The organism is Neisseria sp. 27098_8_112 (assembly GCF_041433235.1).
GTDB lineage: Bacteria > Pseudomonadota > Gammaproteobacteria > Burkholderiales > Neisseriaceae > Neisseria.
In genome coordinates this window covers 1-19,605 of the sequence record NZ_JAPWBB010000004.1, presented here as the reverse complement: position 1 = coordinate 19,605, position 19,605 = coordinate 1, and the positions used below count along the sequence as shown (strand labels likewise).

At 47.0% G+C, this 19,605-nt stretch carries 24 protein-coding genes, 1 tRNA gene and 1 pseudogene; 8 read left to right on the top strand and 18 right to left on the bottom strand.

Features of this window, described 5'->3' with window-relative positions; genetic code table 11:
• Positions 1-49: 49 nt before the first annotated feature.
• From O3682_RS03700 to sdhC, 5 genes are all read right to left on the bottom strand, one after another.
• On the bottom strand, positions 50-298 hold the full coding sequence (locus tag O3682_RS03700) for an FAD assembly factor SdhE (RefSeq protein ID WP_003678830.1): 249 nt from the start codon (positions 296-298) through the stop codon (positions 50-52).
• A gap of 3 nt (positions 299-301) precedes the next feature.
• Entirely contained in the window at positions 302-1,009 is a 708-nt protein-coding gene (locus O3682_RS03695) for a succinate dehydrogenase iron-sulfur subunit (RefSeq protein WP_002241462.1), read from the bottom strand.
• Positions 1,010-1,128: 119 nt separating this feature from the next.
• A complete protein-coding gene (gene sdhA, locus O3682_RS03690) occupies positions 1,129-2,892 on the bottom strand; it encodes a succinate dehydrogenase flavoprotein subunit (RefSeq protein WP_003686011.1) in 1,764 nt (587 codons plus the stop codon).
• 2 nt (positions 2,893-2,894) lie between these two features.
• Positions 2,895-3,236, bottom strand: a complete 342-nt coding sequence (sdhD, locus tag O3682_RS03685; protein WP_004519264.1) for a succinate dehydrogenase, hydrophobic membrane anchor protein — start codon at positions 3,234-3,236, stop codon at positions 2,895-2,897.
• The gene (gene sdhC, locus O3682_RS03680) at positions 3,230-3,607 is read right to left on the bottom strand and encodes a succinate dehydrogenase, cytochrome b556 subunit (RefSeq protein ID WP_004519263.1); all 378 of its coding nucleotides are present in this window, start codon (positions 3,605-3,607) and stop codon (positions 3,230-3,232) included. Before sdhC ends, sdhD begins: the two co-directional genes overlap by 7 nt.
• 462 nt (positions 3,608-4,069) lie before the next feature.
• On the opposite strand from sdhC, the gene O3682_RS03675 reads away from it, so the two are divergent.
• Complete coding sequence (locus O3682_RS03675; RefSeq protein ID WP_285070787.1) at positions 4,070-4,453, top strand: YkvA family protein; 384 nt, start codon at positions 4,070-4,072, stop codon at positions 4,451-4,453.
• An 84-nt stretch (positions 4,454-4,537) separates the two neighbouring features.
• On the opposite strand, the gene O3682_RS03670 is transcribed toward O3682_RS03675, so the two are convergent.
• The 4 genes from O3682_RS03670 to dapF all read right to left on the bottom strand — a co-directional run bounded on the left by O3682_RS03670 (position 4,538) and on the right by dapF (position 7,682).
• Positions 4,538-5,038 carry a membrane lipoprotein lipid attachment site-containing protein gene (locus O3682_RS03670; protein ID WP_371444493.1) on the bottom strand — a complete coding sequence of 167 codons (501 nt, stop codon included), beginning with the start codon at positions 5,036-5,038 and terminating at the stop codon, positions 4,538-4,540.
• Between the two features lie 154 nt (positions 5,039-5,192).
• Positions 5,193-6,125 carry a cysteine synthase A gene (gene cysK, locus O3682_RS03665; RefSeq protein WP_371508504.1) on the bottom strand — a complete coding sequence of 311 codons (933 nt, stop codon included), beginning with the start codon at positions 6,123-6,125 and terminating at the stop codon, positions 5,193-5,195.
• Positions 6,126-6,231: 106 nt separating this feature from the next.
• Positions 6,232-6,834 (bottom strand): hypothetical protein, encoded by a 603-nt coding sequence (locus O3682_RS03660; protein WP_371508502.1) that lies wholly within the window; start codon positions 6,832-6,834, stop codon positions 6,232-6,234.
• The gene (dapF, locus tag O3682_RS03655) at positions 6,831-7,682 is read right to left on the bottom strand and encodes a diaminopimelate epimerase (protein WP_371508500.1); all 852 of its coding nucleotides are present in this window, start codon (positions 7,680-7,682) and stop codon (positions 6,831-6,833) included. Before dapF ends, O3682_RS03660 begins: the two co-directional genes overlap by 4 nt.
• Before the next feature lie 180 nt (positions 7,683-7,862).
• Between dapF and O3682_RS03650 the strand changes: the two genes are divergently transcribed.
• Together O3682_RS03650 and O3682_RS03645 are read left to right on the top strand one after the other, a co-directional pair.
• Positions 7,863-8,354, top strand: a complete 492-nt coding sequence (locus tag O3682_RS03650) for a NemA protein (protein WP_107723632.1) — start codon at positions 7,863-7,865, stop codon at positions 8,352-8,354.
• A gap of 139 nt (positions 8,355-8,493) precedes the next feature.
• Positions 8,494-8,569 (top strand) — tRNA-Asn (locus tag O3682_RS03645).
• Between the two features lie 261 nt (positions 8,570-8,830).
• On the opposite strand, the gene O3682_RS03640 is transcribed toward O3682_RS03645, so the two are convergent.
• The 3 genes from O3682_RS03640 to dnaX form a co-directional block, all read right to left on the bottom strand.
• Positions 8,831-9,397, bottom strand: coding sequence for a hypothetical protein (locus O3682_RS03640; protein WP_371508498.1), 567 nt, complete (start codon positions 9,395-9,397; stop codon positions 8,831-8,833).
• Positions 9,398-9,584: 187 nt separating this feature from the next.
• Complete coding sequence (locus tag O3682_RS03635; protein ID WP_003678854.1) at positions 9,585-9,920, bottom strand: YbaB/EbfC family nucleoid-associated protein; 336 nt, start codon at positions 9,918-9,920, stop codon at positions 9,585-9,587.
• Positions 9,921-10,010: 90 nt separating this feature from the next.
• On the bottom strand, positions 10,011-12,014 hold the full coding sequence (gene dnaX / locus O3682_RS03630) for a DNA polymerase III subunit gamma/tau (RefSeq protein ID WP_371508497.1): 2,004 nt from the start codon (positions 12,012-12,014) through the stop codon (positions 10,011-10,013).
• Positions 12,015-12,212: 198 nt separating this feature from the next.
• On the opposite strand from dnaX, the gene O3682_RS03625 reads away from it, so the two are divergent.
• Positions 12,213-12,926: an aldose epimerase family protein gene (locus O3682_RS03625; RefSeq protein WP_371508496.1), complete on the top strand. Its 714-nt coding sequence runs from the start codon at positions 12,213-12,215 to the stop codon at positions 12,924-12,926.
• A gap of 57 nt (positions 12,927-12,983) precedes the next feature.
• Here the strand turns inward: O3682_RS03625 and mltB are convergent, their stop codons facing one another.
• The 5 genes from mltB to rpsF form a co-directional block, all read right to left on the bottom strand.
• The gene (gene mltB, locus O3682_RS03620) at positions 12,984-14,063 is read right to left on the bottom strand and encodes a lytic murein transglycosylase B (protein WP_371508495.1); all 1,080 of its coding nucleotides are present in this window, start codon (positions 14,061-14,063) and stop codon (positions 12,984-12,986) included.
• Positions 14,064-14,272: 209 nt separating this feature from the next.
• Positions 14,273-14,725 carry a 50S ribosomal protein L9 gene (rplI, locus tag O3682_RS03615; protein ID WP_003678862.1) on the bottom strand — a complete coding sequence of 151 codons (453 nt, stop codon included), beginning with the start codon at positions 14,723-14,725 and terminating at the stop codon, positions 14,273-14,275.
• Positions 14,726-14,741: 16 nt separating this feature from the next.
• Positions 14,742-14,972 (bottom strand): 30S ribosomal protein S18, encoded by a 231-nt coding sequence (gene rpsR, locus O3682_RS03610; protein ID WP_003678863.1) that lies wholly within the window; start codon positions 14,970-14,972, stop codon positions 14,742-14,744.
• A gap of 6 nt (positions 14,973-14,978) precedes the next feature.
• The gene (priB, locus tag O3682_RS03605) at positions 14,979-15,281 is read right to left on the bottom strand and encodes a primosomal replication protein N (protein WP_191620531.1); all 303 of its coding nucleotides are present in this window, start codon (positions 15,279-15,281) and stop codon (positions 14,979-14,981) included.
• Positions 15,278-15,649 (bottom strand): 30S ribosomal protein S6, encoded by a 372-nt coding sequence (rpsF, locus tag O3682_RS03600; protein ID WP_003686150.1) that lies wholly within the window; start codon positions 15,647-15,649, stop codon positions 15,278-15,280. The genes priB and rpsF overlap by 4 nt, the downstream gene beginning before the upstream one ends.
• Before the next feature lie 245 nt (positions 15,650-15,894).
• Between rpsF and hscA the strand changes: the two genes are divergently transcribed.
• From hscA to fdx, 4 genes are all read left to right on the top strand, one after another.
• The gene (gene hscA / locus O3682_RS03595) at positions 15,895-17,754 is read left to right on the top strand and encodes a Fe-S protein assembly chaperone HscA (protein WP_371508494.1); all 1,860 of its coding nucleotides are present in this window, start codon (positions 15,895-15,897) and stop codon (positions 17,752-17,754) included.
• A gap of 82 nt (positions 17,755-17,836) precedes the next feature.
• Entirely contained in the window at positions 17,837-18,466 is a 630-nt protein-coding gene (locus tag O3682_RS03590) for a GIY-YIG nuclease family protein (protein ID WP_371508493.1), read from the top strand.
• Positions 18,463-18,825, top strand: a complete 363-nt coding sequence (locus tag O3682_RS03585; RefSeq protein WP_293206147.1) for a TIGR02328 family protein — start codon at positions 18,463-18,465, stop codon at positions 18,823-18,825. Before O3682_RS03590 ends, O3682_RS03585 begins: the two co-directional genes overlap by 4 nt.
• A 92-nt stretch (positions 18,826-18,917) precedes the next feature.
• Positions 18,918-19,259: an ISC system 2Fe-2S type ferredoxin gene (gene fdx, locus O3682_RS03580; RefSeq protein ID WP_003686005.1), complete on the top strand. Its 342-nt coding sequence runs from the start codon at positions 18,918-18,920 to the stop codon at positions 19,257-19,259.
• Positions 19,260-19,464: 205 nt separating this feature from the next.
• On the opposite strand, the pseudogene O3682_RS03575 reads toward fdx, so the two are convergent.
• Positions 19,465-19,605: pseudogene (locus O3682_RS03575) on the bottom strand (IS5/IS1182 family transposase); the annotation flags it as partial.

Below are 19,605 nucleotides of genomic sequence, written 5' to 3'. Positions count from 1 at the left end.
ATGGAAAGAGCTTGTTCGGATTGGCATCGCAAACAAGCTCTATAACACGTCATGCCTGTCTGATTTTTTCAAGCATGGGAATCAGGTGTTTCTTGTCCGTCGCCGAATGTCCGTTAATCAAGGCAAGCAACTCTTGGTCTTGAAATTCGAGGATTTCGGAAAATTCGGACAACTCCTGATCACTCAGGTGCTCGAATTCTTTTTCCATAAACCTACCAAAGATTAAGTCTAATTCCAACAATCCCCGGCGGGTTTGAAAACGGATTTTCCGTTTGGCAATATCGTCAAAAACCATCATTTCTTAAACGGCTCGTTTCAACATAATCTCTTTAATCTTACCGATGGCTCGGGTCGGATTCAAGTGTTTAGGACATACGTCTACGCAGTTCATAATGGTGTGGCAACGGAACAAACGGTATGGGTCGTTCAGGTTATCCAAACGCTCATTAGTGATGGTATCACGGCTATCCGCAATGAAACGGTAAGCATTCAGCAAACCGGACGGACCAACAAATTTATCAGGATTCCACCAGAATGATGGGCAGGCAGTCGAACAGCAGGCACACAAAATACATTCGTACAAACCGTCCAACTCTTTACGCTCTTCCTGAGTTTGCAGACGCTCTTTGTCCGCATCGATAGGGTTATCGTTGACAACGTAAGGTTTGATGGAGTGATATTGTTTGAAGAACTGGGTCATATCCACAATCAGGTCGCGGATAACAGGCAGACCTGGCAGAGGACGGATTTTAACCGGCTGTTTCAAGCCACGCAGATCGGTCAGACATGCCAAGCCGTTTTTGCCGTTGATGTTCATACCGTCAGAACCGCAAATACCTTCGCGGCAAGAACGGCGGAAAGACAATGTATCGTCTTGTGCTTTCAGGCGCACTAAAGCGTCCAAAAGTTTAACGTCGGTTGGTTCCAATTCCAACTCGTAACGTTGCATATAAGGCTTGGCATCAACGTCCGGGTTGTAACGGTAAATTTCAAAACTCATTTTTTCCATGAGAAGTGTTCCTTTTCTCATAAACTGCCCAATGATTTTGTATTATGAATTCAAGCAGTTCAATGTGGGTATGGTTAGGTTTCAGACGGCCTTTAAGGTAAAGGCCGTCTGAAAACTCATCAATAAACGCGTTTAGCCGGTTTGATGTATTCCACGCTCAAAGGCTTGGTATGTACCGGTTTGTAAGACAAAGTATTGGTATCTGAATGATACAGGGTATGTTTCATCCAGTTTTCGTCATCGCGCTCAGGATGGTCGTCTGAAGCGTGTGCGCCACGCGATTCTTTACGCGCTTCGGCGGACACCAAAGTCGCTTTCGCTACTTCAATCAGATTATCCAATTCCAAAGCTTCGATACGCGCAGTATTCCACACTTTGCTCTTGTCTTTGATTTCAGTACGTTTCACGCGCTCGGCAATCGCCATGATTTCTCGAACGCCTTTGCTCAGAATCTCATCGGTACGGAACACACCGGCGTGCAGTTGTACGGAGCGTTGCAGCTCGCGACGCAATGCATCAACGTTTTCACCATCGGTTTGGTTGTCCAAACGCTCGATACGTTGGCGGGTCAACTCACCGGCATTAGCAGGCAGAGGTTTCCAGTCGCTTTGCTCTTTGATGAATTTAATCATACTGTCGCCGGCAGCTTTACCAAATACCACCAAGTCCAACAGGGAGTTAGTACCCAAGCGGTTCGCACCGTGTACAGAAGCACAAGCGCACTCCCCTGCCGCATATAGACCTTTTACAGGCACTTCGTAATCTTCACCTTGCGGAACGACAACTTCGCCATGGTAGTTGGTCGGAATACCACCCATCATGTAGTGGGTAGTCGGTACAACAGGAATCGGGTCTTTAATCGGGTCGATACCGGCAAACTGAATGGAAATCTCACGGATGCCCGGCAGTTTTTCCATAATTTTTTCTGCGCCGATATGGTCGATTTTCAGCAAAACGTGGTCTTTGTTTTTACCGCAGCCGCGACCTTCGTAAATTTCCATTGCCATCGCACGGGAAACCACGTCACGGGAAGCCAAGTCTTTTACAGTCGGAGCGTAACGTTCCATAAAGCGTTCGCCATCGGCATTCAACAGAATACCACCCTCACCGCGTACACCCTCGGTAATCAATACACCGGCACCGGCTACACCGGTCGGGTGGAATTGCCAGAATTCCATGTCTTCCAACGGAATACCTGCACGGGCACAAATACCCAAACCGTCACCGGTATTCATATAAGCATTGGTAGAAGAAGCATAAATACGACCACCGCCACCGGTAGCAAACATCACAGCTTTAGCATGGAAAATATAAACTTCGCCGGTTTCCATTTCCATGGCAGTTACACCGACTACGTCGCCATTTTCATCACGAATCAAATCTTGCGCTGTCCATTCCACAAAGAATTGTGTATTGGCACGGACGTTTTGTTGGTACAAAGTATGCAACATCGCATGACCGGTACGGTCGGCAACCGCACATGCACGTTCTACCGCACGTTTACCATGTTCGGCAGTATGGCCACCGAAAGGACGTTGGTAGATTTTGCCACTTTCCACACGGTCAAAAGGCATACCCATGTGTTCCAACTCAATTACGGCTTCAGGCGCGGCGCGACACATAAACTCAATCGCATCTTGGTCGCCCAACCAGTCAGAACCTTTCACGGTATCGTACATATGCCAATCCCAACGGTCTTCTTGCACATTACCCAATGAAGCAGAAATACCACCTTGAGCCGCTACAGTATGAGAACGGGTTGGGAAGACTTTAGACAAAACAGCACAATTCAGGCCGGATTTAGACAATTGGAGGGCTGCGCGTAAACCTGCACCACCACCGCCAACAATCACGGCATCAAACTTGCGAACAGGAAAACCCATATTTACCCCCAAATTACTTTAACTGAATACACCAAGCAGCCTACCAACCAAACGATGGTGGCAACTTGTAAAAATAAACGCACGCCGAAAGGCTTAATGTAGTCCATCCACAAATCACGGATACCTACCCATGCATGCAGGAATACGGCCAAGAAGCTCACTTGGGTAAACACCTTCACCCAAGTTTGATCAAAAAATGCCTGCCATGCCGAATATTCTTTAGGCAACGTAAACAAAACAACCAAAAGAACCACGGTGTACACCAGCATGATGACCGCAGTTGCACGTTGCATTGCCCAATCGCGCAAACCGTAATGCGCACCTGTCAATTTACGTTCTACCATAACAAAGCTCCCAAAACGACGGTCAGAATCAAAGCAGAAGCAAATACAACTTTAGCAGTAGTACGGGCAGTATTTAATTCCAGGCCTTTATGCACATCCAAAAACAGAAAGCGGATACCGGCAAAAAAGTGGTGCAGATATGCCCACAACAGACCGATAAGGATCAGCTTCACAAACGGATTGGAAATAGCAGAACGATATGCTTCAAACGACGCTTCGCGATCCAGCGTTCCAGAGAAGAAATACAAGAGAACAGGCAGCATCACAAACAAGCCGACGCCGCTGATACGGTGAAGAATAGATACAATCCCCGGTATGGGCAATCGGATATTCGGAATTTCCAAAAATACCGGGCGTGATTTGGCGGACATGGTCAGTTCCTCTAGATTTATTATCAGCTCAAAACCTATAGCTCAGCACTACAATAAGCTACATAAACCATAATTTACCTGTTTTATCTCATTTTGAACAGTGCAATTTATGAATGCTCTAATGATTTTTACCAAAAGGCCAATAAAATCAAATAATCATTCTTAGATTTTTTTTTGTGTGCTTAGCCTTTTTTGTTACTTTCCTGCAATTAAGCCATCTCCCCATCAAAGCACTTACGATAACATCATTATGATTTGAGAATTGTATCTATTGCGAGATAAATTCTCATTCTTGATACCTAATCTTTACAAAGGCATAAGCCATTCCTAACTTATTACCACTGCATTATCACCACTACTCTTACATAGTTATACATTCAAAGACATTTCATTCATTCCTAGATGGACTAAAATACAGTGTAATACCAATAATGTTTCCATACCTTATAAGGAGGCTGTATCATGACACACTCCCCTCATCAAAACACACCCAATCCGGAAGACTACATCCCCTCCTTCCGTCGCCGAAACTTGGACACATCCGGTTTTATGAAAAAACTCGGACGCTTTGCCAGCCGCCTGGGCAAACCTGTCGTCCGTCAACTTTATGCACTTTATTACCTTTGGGAATCCGAACACACGCCCAAACGGGCCAAAATGATTATTGTCGGTGCACTGGTTTATTTCCTCAGCCCTATCGACAGCATTCCCGACCTTCTGATTCCATTTGGCTTCAGCGATGACATTGCTGTCATTGCATTGGTTTATTCTCAAATGAAAAACTATCTGACCGAAGATATTCAAGAAAAAGCCCGTCAAGCGGCTGACAAGCTGTTTGGTTCTTAATTGGATACAATTCGACTACACATATATAAATATAAGAAGAAGGCCGTCCGAATATTCAGACGGCCTTCTCGGTTTATGACTTTTTTATTTCAAAGGCTGCATACCCATAACTTCCATCAGGAAGTTGGTAAACGCAGGATTGCTTGGTTTGGTATCCATGTTTTTCCAACGTTGCTGCCAACCGCGCAAAGCACCTTGAATGTACTGTTTGGATTGCTCGGTAGTAATTTCACCACGTTGGCTGTCAACGGCAGAACGCAGATAAACTTCGTACATACTGTCATCGACAGAGTTGCGTCCCACTTGTTGGATACGGAAGCGGTTCAAATATTGTGCAGCCTGAACTTTGGTCAGACTACCTTGGCTCACTTGGGTACTCAAGCGACGTGCTTCATCATGAATCTTGGAAACATCTGCCCAATGCGAAGGAGCCAAATGATAACCGGTAGCTGAAACTTGTGAATCAGCCTTAGGTTTCTTGACGTTGGTTGGTCGAACTGGCACTTCTTTCAATGTTGGAACATAAATTGATTCACAACCGGCAAGTGCCGCCACAGCAAGGATAGGAAGAATGTATTTTTTCATAATGCGCATTATAAGCATGATTCGTTGAAGAAACCAACTTTTGAATAACGGTATTCAAAGCTCATTAACTGAATTACAACAGATTTCATACGATATCTCAAGCCCATACGCAAAAAAGGCCGTCTGAAAACGGCCTTTTAACAACAATCCTATATTATGCCAAATCGGCAAAAAGCGGCGTAGAAAGATAGCGTTCACCATATGATGGCAACAAGACAACGATCAGCTTACCTTCGTTTTCAGGTTTTTTGGCCAGTTGCAATGCGCTCCATACTGCGGCACCTGAAGAAATACCTACCAAAATGCCTTCTTTTTCAGCCATAGCGCGTGCAGTTTCAAACGCTGCTTCGTTAGGTACTTTGACAATGCTGTCGTAAACAGTCGTATTCAAAACGTTGGGGATAAAGCCTGCGCCCAAACCTTGAATCGGATGTGGGCCTTTTTCGCCACCACTCAATACCGGAGAAGCTTCAGGCTCGACAGCCACGATTTGAACTTCGGGTTTGTATTTTTTCAACACTTCGCCCACGCCGGTAATCGTGCCGCCAGTACCCACACCGGCCACGAAAATATCTACTTTACCGTCTGTATCGCGCCAAATCTCTTCGGCAGTGGTTTTGCGGTGAACTTCAGGATTGGCCTCGTTATCAAATTGGCGCGGCATGAAATAAGTGCCCGGATGTTCGTCCACTAAAGATTGGGCTTTGGCAATAGCGCCTGCCATGCCTTCGGCAGCAGGAGTCAAAATCAATTCTGCACCAAACGCACGCAGCAGCATTTTGCGTTCTTTACTCATGCTTTCAGGCATGGTGATGGCCAATTTATAACCGCGGGCCGCGCACACCATGGCCAAACCGATACCGGTATTGCCACTGGTTGCCTCGACGATAACGGTATCTTTATTGATTTTACCGGCTTGCTCGGCCGCTTCAATCATGGCTTCGGCAATACGGTCTTTCACGCTGCTGCCTGGATTAAAGAATTCAAGTTTAACGGCGATTTGCGCTTTTAAACCTTCGGTCAGGCGGTTCAGTTTCACCAGAGGTGTGTTGCCGATCAGCTCGGTAATATTATTTGCAATTTTCATTTCCTGCTCCTGATTTAGATGTAATACAGCCTGCATATTAAACTCAGGCCGTCTGAAAAACCAATATCGAAAATTTCTTTCTTTATAACTTTTGGTTCAAGCGCGGTCAATATCCACTGCGCTCAAAAATCAATGCAACGGCAACCACAGCCTGCATCACGACGGCAACCATCCAGCCTGCCCACATCTGCCGCATACTGAAAAGAGAGGCAGACTGCTTGCAAACAACCACTCTGTGCAGATAAAACACCAGCATCAGGACGCCCTGCAATGCAAACCAATAAATGGGTTTCAAAGCATAAATTTTCAGTAAGGCCGCCCATGCAAAAACCGCGCCAGCCAGCGGCAAGATGAAATAAACCACGCCTGCCAAGAAAACAAAAGCCAAAGTCATGACGACATTGGAAACCGCAAATAAGGTTAAACCGGCATATTCGCCTGCCGACCAAAACTTTTTGTCTTCCGTTTTACTGCAGTCATCAATAAAGAAGAAAATACTGGCGATTGTCAGATAAAAATGAGGGATGAGCAAAGGGCCTGTATGCGTAAAGCCCCACATTCCGGGCAACAAGCGCGCGCCCAGTGCCGAAATCCCCAGCCACAACAACACCGTAGCCCAAAGCCATTGAAACCGCTGCGCGCGAAAAATAAATGCCAACGATACCGCAGCATACGCGACGGCAAACCAAAAATCCAAAGAAACCATCATGAATACTGCAACTCGCCTTCAAAAACGGTTTCAGCAGGGCCGGTCATTTGCACATCGCCACCTTCTTCCCAACTGATAAACAATTCGCCGCCAGGCAGAGTAACACGCACAGGCACACCCGCTTTCAGCAAGCCATTGCGCACGCCGGCCACCACGGCCGCACACGCTCCAGTGCCGCAAGCCTGAGTTTCCCCCACCCCGCGTTCAAACACACGCAGGCGGACGGACAACTCATCTTCAACCTGCAAAAAGCCGACATTGACCCGTTCAGGAAACTGCTCGTGTGATTCAATAGCGCCGCCCCAATGCTCCACCGGTGCGGTTTCAACATTATCAACCAAAATTACCGCATGCGGATTACCCATATTCACACAGCTTACCGGTACAGACTCCAAACCGACCAAGACAATATGTGTCAACGCATCTTCATTTTCACCATGTGCAGGCACAAACGGAATTTCAGACGGCATGAAACGCGGTTTACCCATATTGACGGTAACCAAACCGTTATCCAACAGCTTCGGCACAATAATCCCTTTGGCCGTTTCGACCAAAATTTCCGTTTTATCCGTCAAACCCTTATCCGCGACAAAACGCGCAAAACAACGCGCTCCATTGCCGCACTGCTCTACTTCCCGACCATCCGCATTGAAAATGCGGTACCGAAAATCGACCGCATCAGAAGAAGGCTTCTCCACTACCAAAAACTGATCAAAACCCACGCCGCGATAGCGGTCTGCCCATTGGGCAAGCGGCGCAGTCAACGGATCAAAGTCCTGATTGATGGCATTGACCACCATAAAATCATTGCCCAAGCCGTGCATCTTCGTAAATTTCAAAGTTTTCATTATTCATTCACATTCTTATTAAATCATTATTCCGGCACATTTTACACCAGAATGATATATTCGTTTCTATCTTGTTTTTCAGACGGCCTTGCGCCCTTTTACCAATACTAACACCAGCCACTCCGCAAAAATACTATACTTCCCACATTACAAACATTTCTTATTACAAGGATACACATTATGAAAAAAGTTCTCTTACCTGCCCTTTTGGCCGCTTCACTCAGCGCATGTACAGTCGGCACGCCCGGCGTTTCCGTCGGTTTAGGCGTCGGCACCAGCATCGGCCGCCATGTCGGCTTGGGTACATCCATCAACATCCCTGTAGGCTTGGACAAAACCAAAACCACCAAAGGCACGGATTCAGACGGCATCCGTATCTCAGAAGAACAAATCGTGACCTATTTTGATGCACACGGCACACCCAGCAACAGCGCAGTCAAAGGCGGCTTCCATCGCCAACTGATCAGCAAACGCAACAACGAATATGTCGTCCAAGACTTTTACAGCGACAACAGCCAAAAACGCACGGATCCCTACGTCCTCAGCCGTAACCAACTGATGCAGTTCCGCGCCACACCAAGCAATGGCTCGTTAACCACTTACGCCTACAACGGTACAGTGATGCAGCAGCAAGTATTCCAAAACGGCAAATTGGTTACCGCCAAATACTAAAGGCCGTCTGAAACGGCTGGGAAGCATGTGAAACTTGATTACAAAATATTTTTAACATTCAAACATTTGAAATATTTTGCACCATTTTCTTAAAAATATTGATTGACACATTTTTTCCAGCCATTATAATACGCCCCATTCCCCGATAGCTCAGTCGGTAGAGCGACGGACTGTTAATCCGCAGGTCCCTGGTTCGAGCCCAGGTCGGGGAGCCAAATTTTAAAAGCCTGAACTTCCGTTCAGGCTTTTTTTACATCAATAAGGAACGATTGTTCTTTCCCAAAGAAAGTCCTGCATCCCCATGAGACCTTTGCAAAGGTCTCTATCTGCCAAACTGGCACGCCTTGCGCCCTACCCGCTTCATCTGGCGAACAGGTGCAAACAGCCCGAAACCTTTTTCAGTCAGGTTTCAGGCTGTTTCGTTTTTTGAATGAACGGCATCTTTTCAGACGGCCTTGTCCATCAAATTTGGCACATTATTTCACACACGGATTGTCTAAAACGACCGAAACATTGCGTTCAGCTTTGTTCATATACGTCATGTGGACTTTCTTGCCTTTGAATTCTACTTCGACGACGGATTCCAACGAGACAACATCTTGAGGGAAGCCAAATTTTTTGTCGTTTGCAGCAATGAATTTGACGGGTTTGTCGCGGAATAGCGAGTAGAACGACACGCCTTTATTACCTGCGGTCACAGCGCATTGCGTTTTGCTGTCGGTGGCGATGACGGAGGAAAGCGTATAGGGCTTGTGGATACGGTCTGCGAAGGTGGTGTAGGAATCATACGATCCTAAGCTAGTCCTTAATACGAAGGTATTGCCAAGCCACTCATAGCTTGTCCTGTCTTCGGGAAGATTTTCCTCGATGGCTTTTTTGCCTGCAAAGAAAGAGCATTCTTGGGTTTTGTGGTTGCAGACTTTTTTAACGCTGAACTGCTTGTCCGGAGAAGTGATGACGGTTTCGGCGGCAAAGCTGTTTGCGCTTGCTGCGGCGAACATACAACTTAAAAGAAGTGAGCGGATGGGAAGGGACGGTTTCATTTTGTTTGGTGTATCGATTGGTTTTTAATATTGGTTGAGCAGATTTGAATGCAATAAACACTCAATATACCTTCGGCGGAATAACTGCCGATATGTTGATTTCAATCTGCAAAACAGATAATCCAAAGGCCGTCTGAAACTGATTTTTAGTGTTTCAGACGACCTTTGTTTGCTTTGCTGCGCGGGTTTAGCGGAAGAAGTCGCCCATACCTGCCGGCAGGCCTTGGGTAAACGCACCCATGGTTTTGTTGGTGGTTTCTTCGGCTTTTTCAGAAGCGGCATTGATAGCGGCCAATACCAAATCTTCCAACATTTCTTTGTCATCAGCGGCTTCTTGAATCAAATCAGGGCTGATTTCAAGTTTGCGGACAACGTGCGAACACGTCATCACAACTTTTACCAAACCATTGCCTGCTTCGCCTTCAACTTCGGTTTCAGCCAGCTTGGCTTGTGCCTTTTTCATGTTTTCCTGCATTTGTTGCGCCTGCTTCATCAGGCCGCCTAATCCGGCTTTTCCGAACATGTTTTACTCCTATGGGTTTGAATAAATGGGTTTCACTCATGCCGTCTGAAAAACGCTATTGCCTTTCAGACGACCTTGTATATCAGTATTTTAAGAATGTCCTGCCAATTCTAAAGAATCCGGCAGCCATTGCGCTTCAAAGGTTTGTAAGATTTTCTGCGCCGTTGTATCCGCTTCCAGCAAATCTTGCGCCTGCTGCCGCCCTTCTTCTTGAATACGTTTGCGGCGTATAACCGGCGTTTCCCAACCTTTATCATCCTGCCAAGGCTCGGTTTGCAGCCTTAAATTGCCAAGATGGTAGGCCTCGCTCAACGTCTGGCAGATTTTATCCAAGCGCTCTTTATTGGCAGTCGCTTTGGCCTCATCCGTCAACGACAGCATGATTAAACCGGCTTCCGCATCATAACTCGTCCATGCCGCATTTTGCGCCAACATCTGCGCCGCGCCTAATTTACGGGCGAAGCGTTCGATAATACTGTGCCAATTCTCTGTTTTAAACTCAGGCAAAGGAGCGAACTGAAGCTCTTCTTCATCGCCCTCCTCTTCTTCAGACTCAGTAGATGAAACCGGCTGCGGTACTTCCATCACATCAGCACGATGCGGATCATCATATGCATATGCTTCATCAAAATACGGAGGCGGAATTTCCTCATCCATGTGCGGATATTCTTCCGGCTCAGAGGCCGTCTGAACTTTTGCAACAGGCAATGGCTCCGCAGTTTCTTGCATCTGCGCCGTTTGTGTTTGAGGCGGCTCAGCCGATATTTGGCTCGGCATGTCTTCCCAAGGCGGCACATCCGCCTGTTGTTGCTGAACAGGCTGAACCGTTTCTTCAGACGGCCTTTCAACGGTATCCTGTTTGCTCGGAACAACCTCTTTCTCAACCGCCGGTGCTGCTATCGGCTCAGATTTCGGCAGCTGAAAAGGCTTTTTTTCGGCCTCAGCTTTCTGATGGTCGGAATGCAAATCCGTGTGTTCAATCTGACTTTGCGTATCACAACCCGAAGCGGCCAACGGCGCAAATGCAAGCATGCGCAAAAGCGTCATGACAAAACCGGCATACTCATCCGGAGCCAGCGGCAAATCCTGTTTACCATGAATAGCACATTGATAATAAAGCTGAATCTGCTCTCCACTCAAAGCCTGACTTAATCGCAGCAAAGTTTCACGTTCAGGGTCGTCATTCGCCAAGGCGGAAGGAATGGTTTGAATCAAAGCCAAACGTTGCAACAGCATGGCCAATTCTGCCAATGCGCTGTCAAAACCAATCGCTCTGGCGGACATTTCCTGAGCTTTTTCCAGCAAGGCCTCACCGTTTTGATTGATGATTCCTTCAAGCAATTCAAACAAGTATTGTTTATCAACTGCTCCGATCATTTGGCGAACATCTTGTTCGGCCACTTTACCCGACCCCATGGCAATCGCCTGATCCAAAAGGCTCAACGCATCGCGCATCGAACCGGCGGCGGCACGTCCTAAAAGTTGCAAAGCCTGTGGCTGATAAGGAACGTTTTCACGATCCAATACATGCGCCAAATGCTCGGCAACCTGCTGGGTTGTCATGTTGCGCAAAACAAACTGCAAACAGCGGCTCAATACAGTAATGGGGACTTTGTGCGGATCGGTGGTCGCCAAAATGAATTTAACGTGTTCAGGTGGTTCTTCCAAAGTCTTCAGCATGGCATTGAACGCGCTTTTGGAAAGCATATGCACTTCGTCGATGATATAGACTTTGTATTTACCCGCAGTCGGCGCGTATTGCGCGTTTTCCAACACTTCGCGGATATTGTCGATACCGGTATTCGATGCCGCGTCGATTTCCAATAGATCCACATAACGGCCGCTGTCGATTTGCGTACAGCTTTCACACTGACCGCACGGCTCGCCATGCACGGCATTTTCGCAGTTCAAGCTCTTGGCCAAAATCCTGGCAATCGTGGTCTTACCCACACCGCGTGTCCCTGTCAGCAGATAGGCATGGTGCAGACGGCCTTCGTCCAGCGCGTTGCGCAGGGCTTTGACGACGTGTTCCTGACCGACCAAATCGGCAAAGGTTTTCGGGCGCCATTTTCGTGCAAGAACTTGATAAGCCATGTTGTTTCTCTACGGGAAATAAATCGGAAGGCCATCTGAAAAGAATTATCCGCTTTTCAGACAGCCTCAGAAAATGGCATATATTCTAGCATTTTTTTGATTTTTATTAAGGATTTTCTATCAAGCCGACAGCGACAGCATGTCATCGCAATGTTAGAATGCTACATAAATGATAAGTAATTTGAAGTTTGAAACATCATGTCCGAAATCATACTACGCAACCAATCAGCCACTATGCAAGTAAATACAATGGGCGGATATATTGATTCCCTGATTCTAAAAGGATGGGAAGTCTTATTTCCGAAAACCAGCGTTCAAGTAGGCGATGACACAAAATTACGCGGCGGTATGCACGTCTGCCTACCTCAATTCGGACCTGACAGCAAAAATCATCTGGCCCAACATGGTTTTGGCAGAACTTCAGACTGGGAAATCCGCCATCAAAATGAATCAGATATCGGCTTAAAATTAATCAGCACAGAAAAAGGCTATGAACACGTCGAATGGTTGCTCGATTACAGTCTGCCTAACGAAAATGAAGCCATCGCCATCCTAACTGTCTGCAATTACGGCGAATCGCCCGTCCGCACATCCCCGGGGTTCCACCCCTACTTTACCGCCGCCGGCACACAATTTGATTTCAACGGCGCGCCATACGATGCCGACTATATCTCCCATACCGAATTTGTTTCCTCCGACCAGGATGCACACGTTGCATTTGACGGCTTGAAACTGGATATCCGCACCCACAATCTGCCTGTGTATGCCCTCTGGAGCGATCGAAACGGCCAATATACTTGTGCAGAACCAACCGCAGAAGGCAATGCATTTTTATCCCCTGCCCGAGGTGGACAGTTTGTTTCAGGACACAGCAAAAAACGTTACGCCATGAAAATCAGACTGATGGCTTAACCCCCTTACAAATCCTCAATATTTAAAAACCACCCCGAAGGGTGGTTTTCTTATGGCTTACAGGCCATTGTTATTGATTGCATTCGCAATATCGCGTACCGCTGTTACATACATGCGGCTGTGGTTGTATTGCCATACTGTGTAGAAGTTATTCAGGCCCAAATAGTATTCAAATACGCCCGGGCTGGTTTCCAAAGCATACAATACAGCCTTTTCATTATCCGCAACAGCAGCTTGAGGCACGACACCCAAAGCTTTGAAATCTGCGACAGTGCGCGTCAAGGCAGTTTTCTCATCGATAATCGCCTGCAAGTGCGGCGTAATCGTCAGACTGACCGGCACAACCATCTTACCGCCGGTCTGCCAGCCATGCTGTTTCATATAATTGGCGACAGAAGCCGCCACATCGCCGACATTATTCCAAATATCGCGATGACCATCACCATCATAATCCACCGCCCATTTACGGTAGCTTGAAGGCATAAATTGCGGCATGCCCATCGCGCCGGCATAGCTGCCTTTGAAGTCAAAGATATTTTCTTTTTCTTCTTTTGCCATCAGCAAAAGTTCGCTCAATTCATTTTGGAAGAACTCGGCACGGCGTGGATAATCAAAGGCCAATGTACTCAAGGCATCGGCAACGCGGAAGCTGCCTGTATTTTTGCCATAATTGGTTTCAATACCGAGAATTGCCACAATCAATTCGGCAGGTACGCCGTATTTGCGTGCCACATCATCAATTACGGCACGGTTTGCCGCATAGAATTGTCTGCCGCCATTAAATTTGGCCGCACCGGAGTTACCGATGCGGAATTCATACCAAGGACGCGAAGTGCTTGGGCGGTACATAATGGTAATAATATTGCCTTTATACACCACGCCATTGAAGAAGTTACGCAATTCTTCCGCACTGAAACGGCGGTTTTTTACTTCATATTGGATAAACTGCTGAACATTGACGTTCTCATTAAAACCGCTGCTGGCAACAGATTCAGCCGCAGCATCAAATACAGGGCGTTTTGCAGAGGAAACGGGCTCGACAGGTTTTGCCGTATCAACAGCAGGCTTTTGCGGGGTACTACATGAAGCCAGAGCCAAAGCAGCCAGACCCATCCCAAAGATTTTGATTTTATTCATAAATAATCTCTTTACTAAATAACACGACAAACCCGAACACGAATGAATATTCGGCCAATACATCATCTCTTCATATCAACCGCTATATTTCTAGACAAACTCAAAAATATAGACAAATCGATATTTACTTACTTCGACTCAAGCACATAGACAAGGCCGTCTGAAATCCAAGGAAACCCTTGATTTTCAGACGGCCTTGAATGAATCAATTACTCAGCGGCTGCAACAACAGCAACGGTAATTTTAGCAACGGCGTCAGTGTGCAGAGCCACTTCAACTTCGTATTCGCCAACAGCTTTCAAAGGACCGTTAGGCAGACGTACGTTTGCTTTAGCAGCTTGGATACCGGCAGCAACAATCGCTTCAGCGATGTCAGCATTGGTAACAGAACCGAACAGACGACCATCAACACCGGCTTTTTGAGCAACAGTAATGGTTTGGCCTTCCAGTTTTTCTTGACGTGCTTTAGCATCAGCCAAGATTTCAGCTTGTTTGGCTTCCAATTCAGCGCGGCGTGCTTCGAATTCTTTCATGTTGGCTTCGGTCGCACGTTTTGCTTTACCGGCAGGAATCAGGAAGTTGCGTGCGTAACCGTTTTTAACGGTAACGATGTCACCCAAGTTACCCAGACCGCCGATTTTTTCTAACAGAATAATTTGCATGATTTAAACTCCAAAATTATTTGTGTTGATCGGTGTAAGGCAACAGAGCCAGGAAACGGGCACGTTTCACAGCAGTAGCCAACTGACGTTGGTAGTGTGCTTTAGTACCAGTAATGCGGGCAGGGATGATTTTGCCGTTTTCAGAGATGAAGTCTTTCAACAAATCAACTTGTTTATAATCAACTTCTTGGATTTTTTCAGCCGTAAAGCGGCAGAATTTTCTACGTTTGAATGATTGACGAGCCATTGTCGTTTAACCTTTATATTCTTTAATGTTCTGTATGCGTAGTACCGGCTTGGGGAAGCGTTGGCTGCGTTGCGCCAAAAAACCTTCCGATTCGATGACGGCATCTTGCCGATACTGCCATTCCTCAGCCTGCTTACCTAAAATCCGCGCAGGGATTTCAAACTTGACCAGACATTTCTGTCCGTTTTCTTCCTGCCAAGACTCATGTTGTAACACAACATCTAAAACAGGAATTCCTGCCGGCGTATATCTCAAGGGCTGAACCTGCAAGATACGGGCGGTAAGCTTAATCAGATTGTTCAATCTTATTCAGCTGCTGCAACTTCTTCAGCTGCACCGTTCAGCAAGTTTTTTGCTTTTTCGCCGCCCAGCATTGGGGAAGCTTCAGTTACAGCGTGTTTTGTTTTGATGGTCAGGTGACGCAGTACGGCATCATTGAAGCGGAAAGCAGTTTCCAGCTCTTCAACCACTTCAGGAGTAGTTTCGATATTCATCAAAACATAGTGTGCTTTGTGGATTTTGTTGATTGGGTAAGCCAATTGACGACGGCCCCAGTCTTCCAAACGGTGGATTTTACCGCTGGCTTCAGTAATCATGGTTTTGTAACGCTCAACCATAGCAGGCACTTGCTCGCTTTGATCAGGATGAACGATAAACACGATCTCGTAATGACGCATGTTATCTCCTTATGGATGATTAAAAACAGCCTTTCACCATGCGAAGTAAAAGGCAAGGCAAAGAGGTCGAATTTTATCCGCATTTCTTAAAAAATACAAGTCCGGATTCAAAATCCACTTTCTTTTCAATTAAAAAACAACATTAGGCCTTATGGTTATTTCCTAGCAAACCACTCAACTATCTGCCAAAAATCTGCTAAAATCTGCCCCATCCTAATAAATACAGCATCAGAAGGCACACAATCATGGCTCTTTTGCAGATTTCAGAACCCGGCATGTCTGCCGCCCCCCATCAACACCGCCTCGCCGTAGGCATTGATTTAGGCACAACCAACAGCTTGGTTGCCACAGTCCGCAGCGGCAGCGCAGTCTGCCTGCCCGATTCAGACGGCCGTGCCACCCTGCCTTCGGTTGTCCGTTATTTGGATGGCAAAGTTGAAGTCGGCAAAAACGCCCTTTCTGCCCAAAAAACCGATCCGCTAAATACAGTCAGCTCCGCCAAACGCCTGATCGGCCGCACCCTTACCGACCTCGCACAAGAGGCGCAATACCTGCCCTATCGATTTACACCCAATGAGCGCGTAGTCGAGTTAAACACCCGTCAAGGTGCAAAAACGCCTATCGAAGTATCGGCAGAAATCCTCAAAGCCCTCAAATTGCGCGCCGAAGAAACATTAGGCGGCGATTTGGTCGGCGCCGTCATTACCGTACCCGCTTATTTTGACGATGCCCAACGTCAAGCCACCAAAGATGCCGCACGCTTGGCAGGCTTGAATGTATTGCGCCTCCTCAATGAGCCGACCGCCGCCGCAATCGCCTACGGACTAGATAACGCCTCAGAAGGCACGTTTGTCGTTTATGACTTGGGTGGCGGCACATTCGACGTATCCGTATTGCAACTGACCAAAGGCCTGTTTGAAGTCAAAGCCACCGGCGGCAACAGCGCATTGGGTGGCGATGACTTCGATCATCGTTTGTTCTGCTACCTGCTCGAACAAAACAACCTTTCCAAACTTAACGAACAAGACAGCCAGCTTCTGCTTTCCCTTGTTCGTACTGCAAAAGAAAAACTGACTACTCAAACCGAAGCAGTTATCGAAACCACACTTTCAGACGGCTATAACGTTCATACCGTCATTACCCGCCAAGAGTTTCACAATCTGACCCAAAATCTGGTGCAAAAAACCATAGAGCCGGTCAAACAGGCTTTGAAAGATGCCGGCGTAACCAAGGCGGATGTCAAGGGCGTGATTATGGTTGGCGGCTCTACCCGCATGTTGCATGTTCAACAAGCAGTTGCTACATTCTTCGGACAAACCCCGCTGAATAACCTCAACCCTGACGAAGTGGTCGCACTCGGTGCCGCCATACAGGCAAACGTCCTTGCCGGCAACAAAACCGACGGCGAATGGCTGCTGCTTGACGTTACACCCTTGTCGCTCGGTTTGGAAACCTACGGCGGTCTTGCCGAAAAAATTATCCCGCGCAACTCCACCATTCCTACCGCTCGTGCTCAGGACTTTACCACTTTCAAAGACGGTCAAACCGCCATGACGATACACGTCGTACAAGGCGAGCGCGAACTCGTTTCCGACTGCCGCAGCCTTGCCAAATTTACCCTGCGCGGCATTCCGCCGATGGCCGCGGGCGCAGCACGTATCCGCGTGACCTTCCAAGTTGATGCCGACGGATTGCTGTCCGTTTCAGCACAAGAACAAAGCACCGGCGTACAGGCGCAAATCGAAGTCAAACCTTCCTACGGCTTGGACGACAGCACCATTACCCAAATGCTCAAAGACAGCATGAGCAACGCCGCCGAAGACATGGCGGCACGCGCCCGTGCCGAAGCCGTGGTCGAAGCCGAAAGCCTGACCGACGCCGTCAACGCCGCCCTTGAGCTGGATGGCGATTTGTTGGAAGCCGAAGAATTGCAACAGATTCAACAAGACATCGCCGATTTGCAAGGCCGTCTGAATGACGGCAACGCCGAAGACATCCGCGCTGCCGTCGCCAAACTCAGCCACAGTACCGACAACTTCGCCGCCAAGCGCATGAACCGCAACATCCAACGCGCGCTTACCGGCCAAAGTGTTGATAATATTTGATGGCAAATGGTTTCAGACGGCCTTGGATAAAAAGGCCGTCTGAAAAGATATCCTCTTACAGAAATAAAAATAAAGAACAACAATGGAAAAAGCAGGCATTGTCTACCTGATGAAAACTGTCATCAAAGGCGTATATAAAATTGGTATTACTGACAAAAATAATTTTGAAACTAGAATGCGCCATTTGGAAAACAACGGCTACGCAAATGTTGGCGGGTTAGAGCGCATTCTAGCCATTAAAACCGACAACTATAAAGAAAAAGAAACCTTACTTCATGAAATTTTCGGCAAAAGCCAAATAGGAGAAACTGAGCTTTTTGCAATTGATGAAAATCTTGTAAAAAGGCTTTTTCTCTCGTTAAGAGGCGAAATTGTATTTCCTAAAAATGAAACAGCAGAGTTAGGTTTTGAAAAAACCGTCGAAGAACATCATCAAGAAAAAATTTTTGAAGTAACCAGAAGTGCATTTGTCTCCTTTATCAAGGAAAAGCACCAACAAAATCCTTCCATATTACGAAATCTCATCTCTTCAGAAAATGCATATAAACCCAAAAATTCCAAAGTCCGTTTATATAAAGACGAATACTTTGGGACAAGCGGTTCAAAGCTAACTACTGAAATTGAAGAAGGTCTTCATATTTATACTACCTATTCAAAAGAAAATTTAGAGAAAGCTTACACAGAATATTCAAAATTATTTGAATCACAATGAGACTCTGGCACCAAACCCTTATCCCCCTACTCCCCCGCGCCCAGCTTTTGGGGCAACACCGCGAATGCGCTGCCTTGCGCGGGGCCGGCTGGGGCAGGCCGCATGCGACGGTTAATTACGTTTTCACTCATTCGCCCTACAAACTCTATCTGTATCACGCGTTGATTATGGAAGAGATGGAAAGGCGCGGTTACAAACCGGATGCTTTATGGAAAGACCCGCTATATCGTGGCAAAGCCGTTGCCCCATACCATTCGCACGCGATTGAAGCATCCACTTCGCCGATTTACGCCGAACATGATGATGCCTACTTGGACGAATGTCTGGAAAATTTAAAAAGTAAAGGCATCATGTTATAAACCCATTTTTCAGACGGCCTGAATATTGAATACTCAAGGCCGTCTGAAACCACTTTAACCACAACCACTCTTAAACAACCGAGACAATAAAAATGCCAAAAATTACCGTACTCCCACACGCGACATTATGCCCTGAAGGCGCGGTTATCGAAGATGCACCGGAAGGCCAAACCGTCCTTGACGTGCTGCTCGACCACGACATCGAAGTCGATCACGCCTGCGAAAAATCCTGCGCCTGCACCACTTGCCACGTCATCATCCGCAAAGGTTTTGACAGCTTAGAAGAGCCGACCGAATTGGAAGAAGATCTGCTCGACCAGGCATGGGGCTTGGAAGCCGATTCACGCTTGAGCTGTCAGGCAGTCGTTGCCGATGAAGATTTGGTCGTAGAAATTCCTAAATATACGATCAACCACGCGCGTGAAGACCATTAAAACAAGGTTTAATGAAAAGGCCGTCTGAAACCACAAATTCATGGTTTTCAGACGGCCTGAGACCTTTGCAAAAAAGTCCTCCCCCAAACAGCCGAAACCTAAACACAGGTTTACGGCTGTTTTTATTTCAAATATCCACTGATTCTACTCAAATACCCCCTTAATCCCCCTTGGATACCTGATTAAGCAGGCATCCGGCCGCCTTTTAGGCAGCAATAGGCGCACTTAGCCTGTTGGCGGCTTTCAAAAGGTTCAAACACATCGCCTTCAGGTGGCTTTGCGCACTCACTTTAATCAGACCAAAATAGGCTGCCCAGGCGTAGCGGAATTTACGGTGCAACGTACC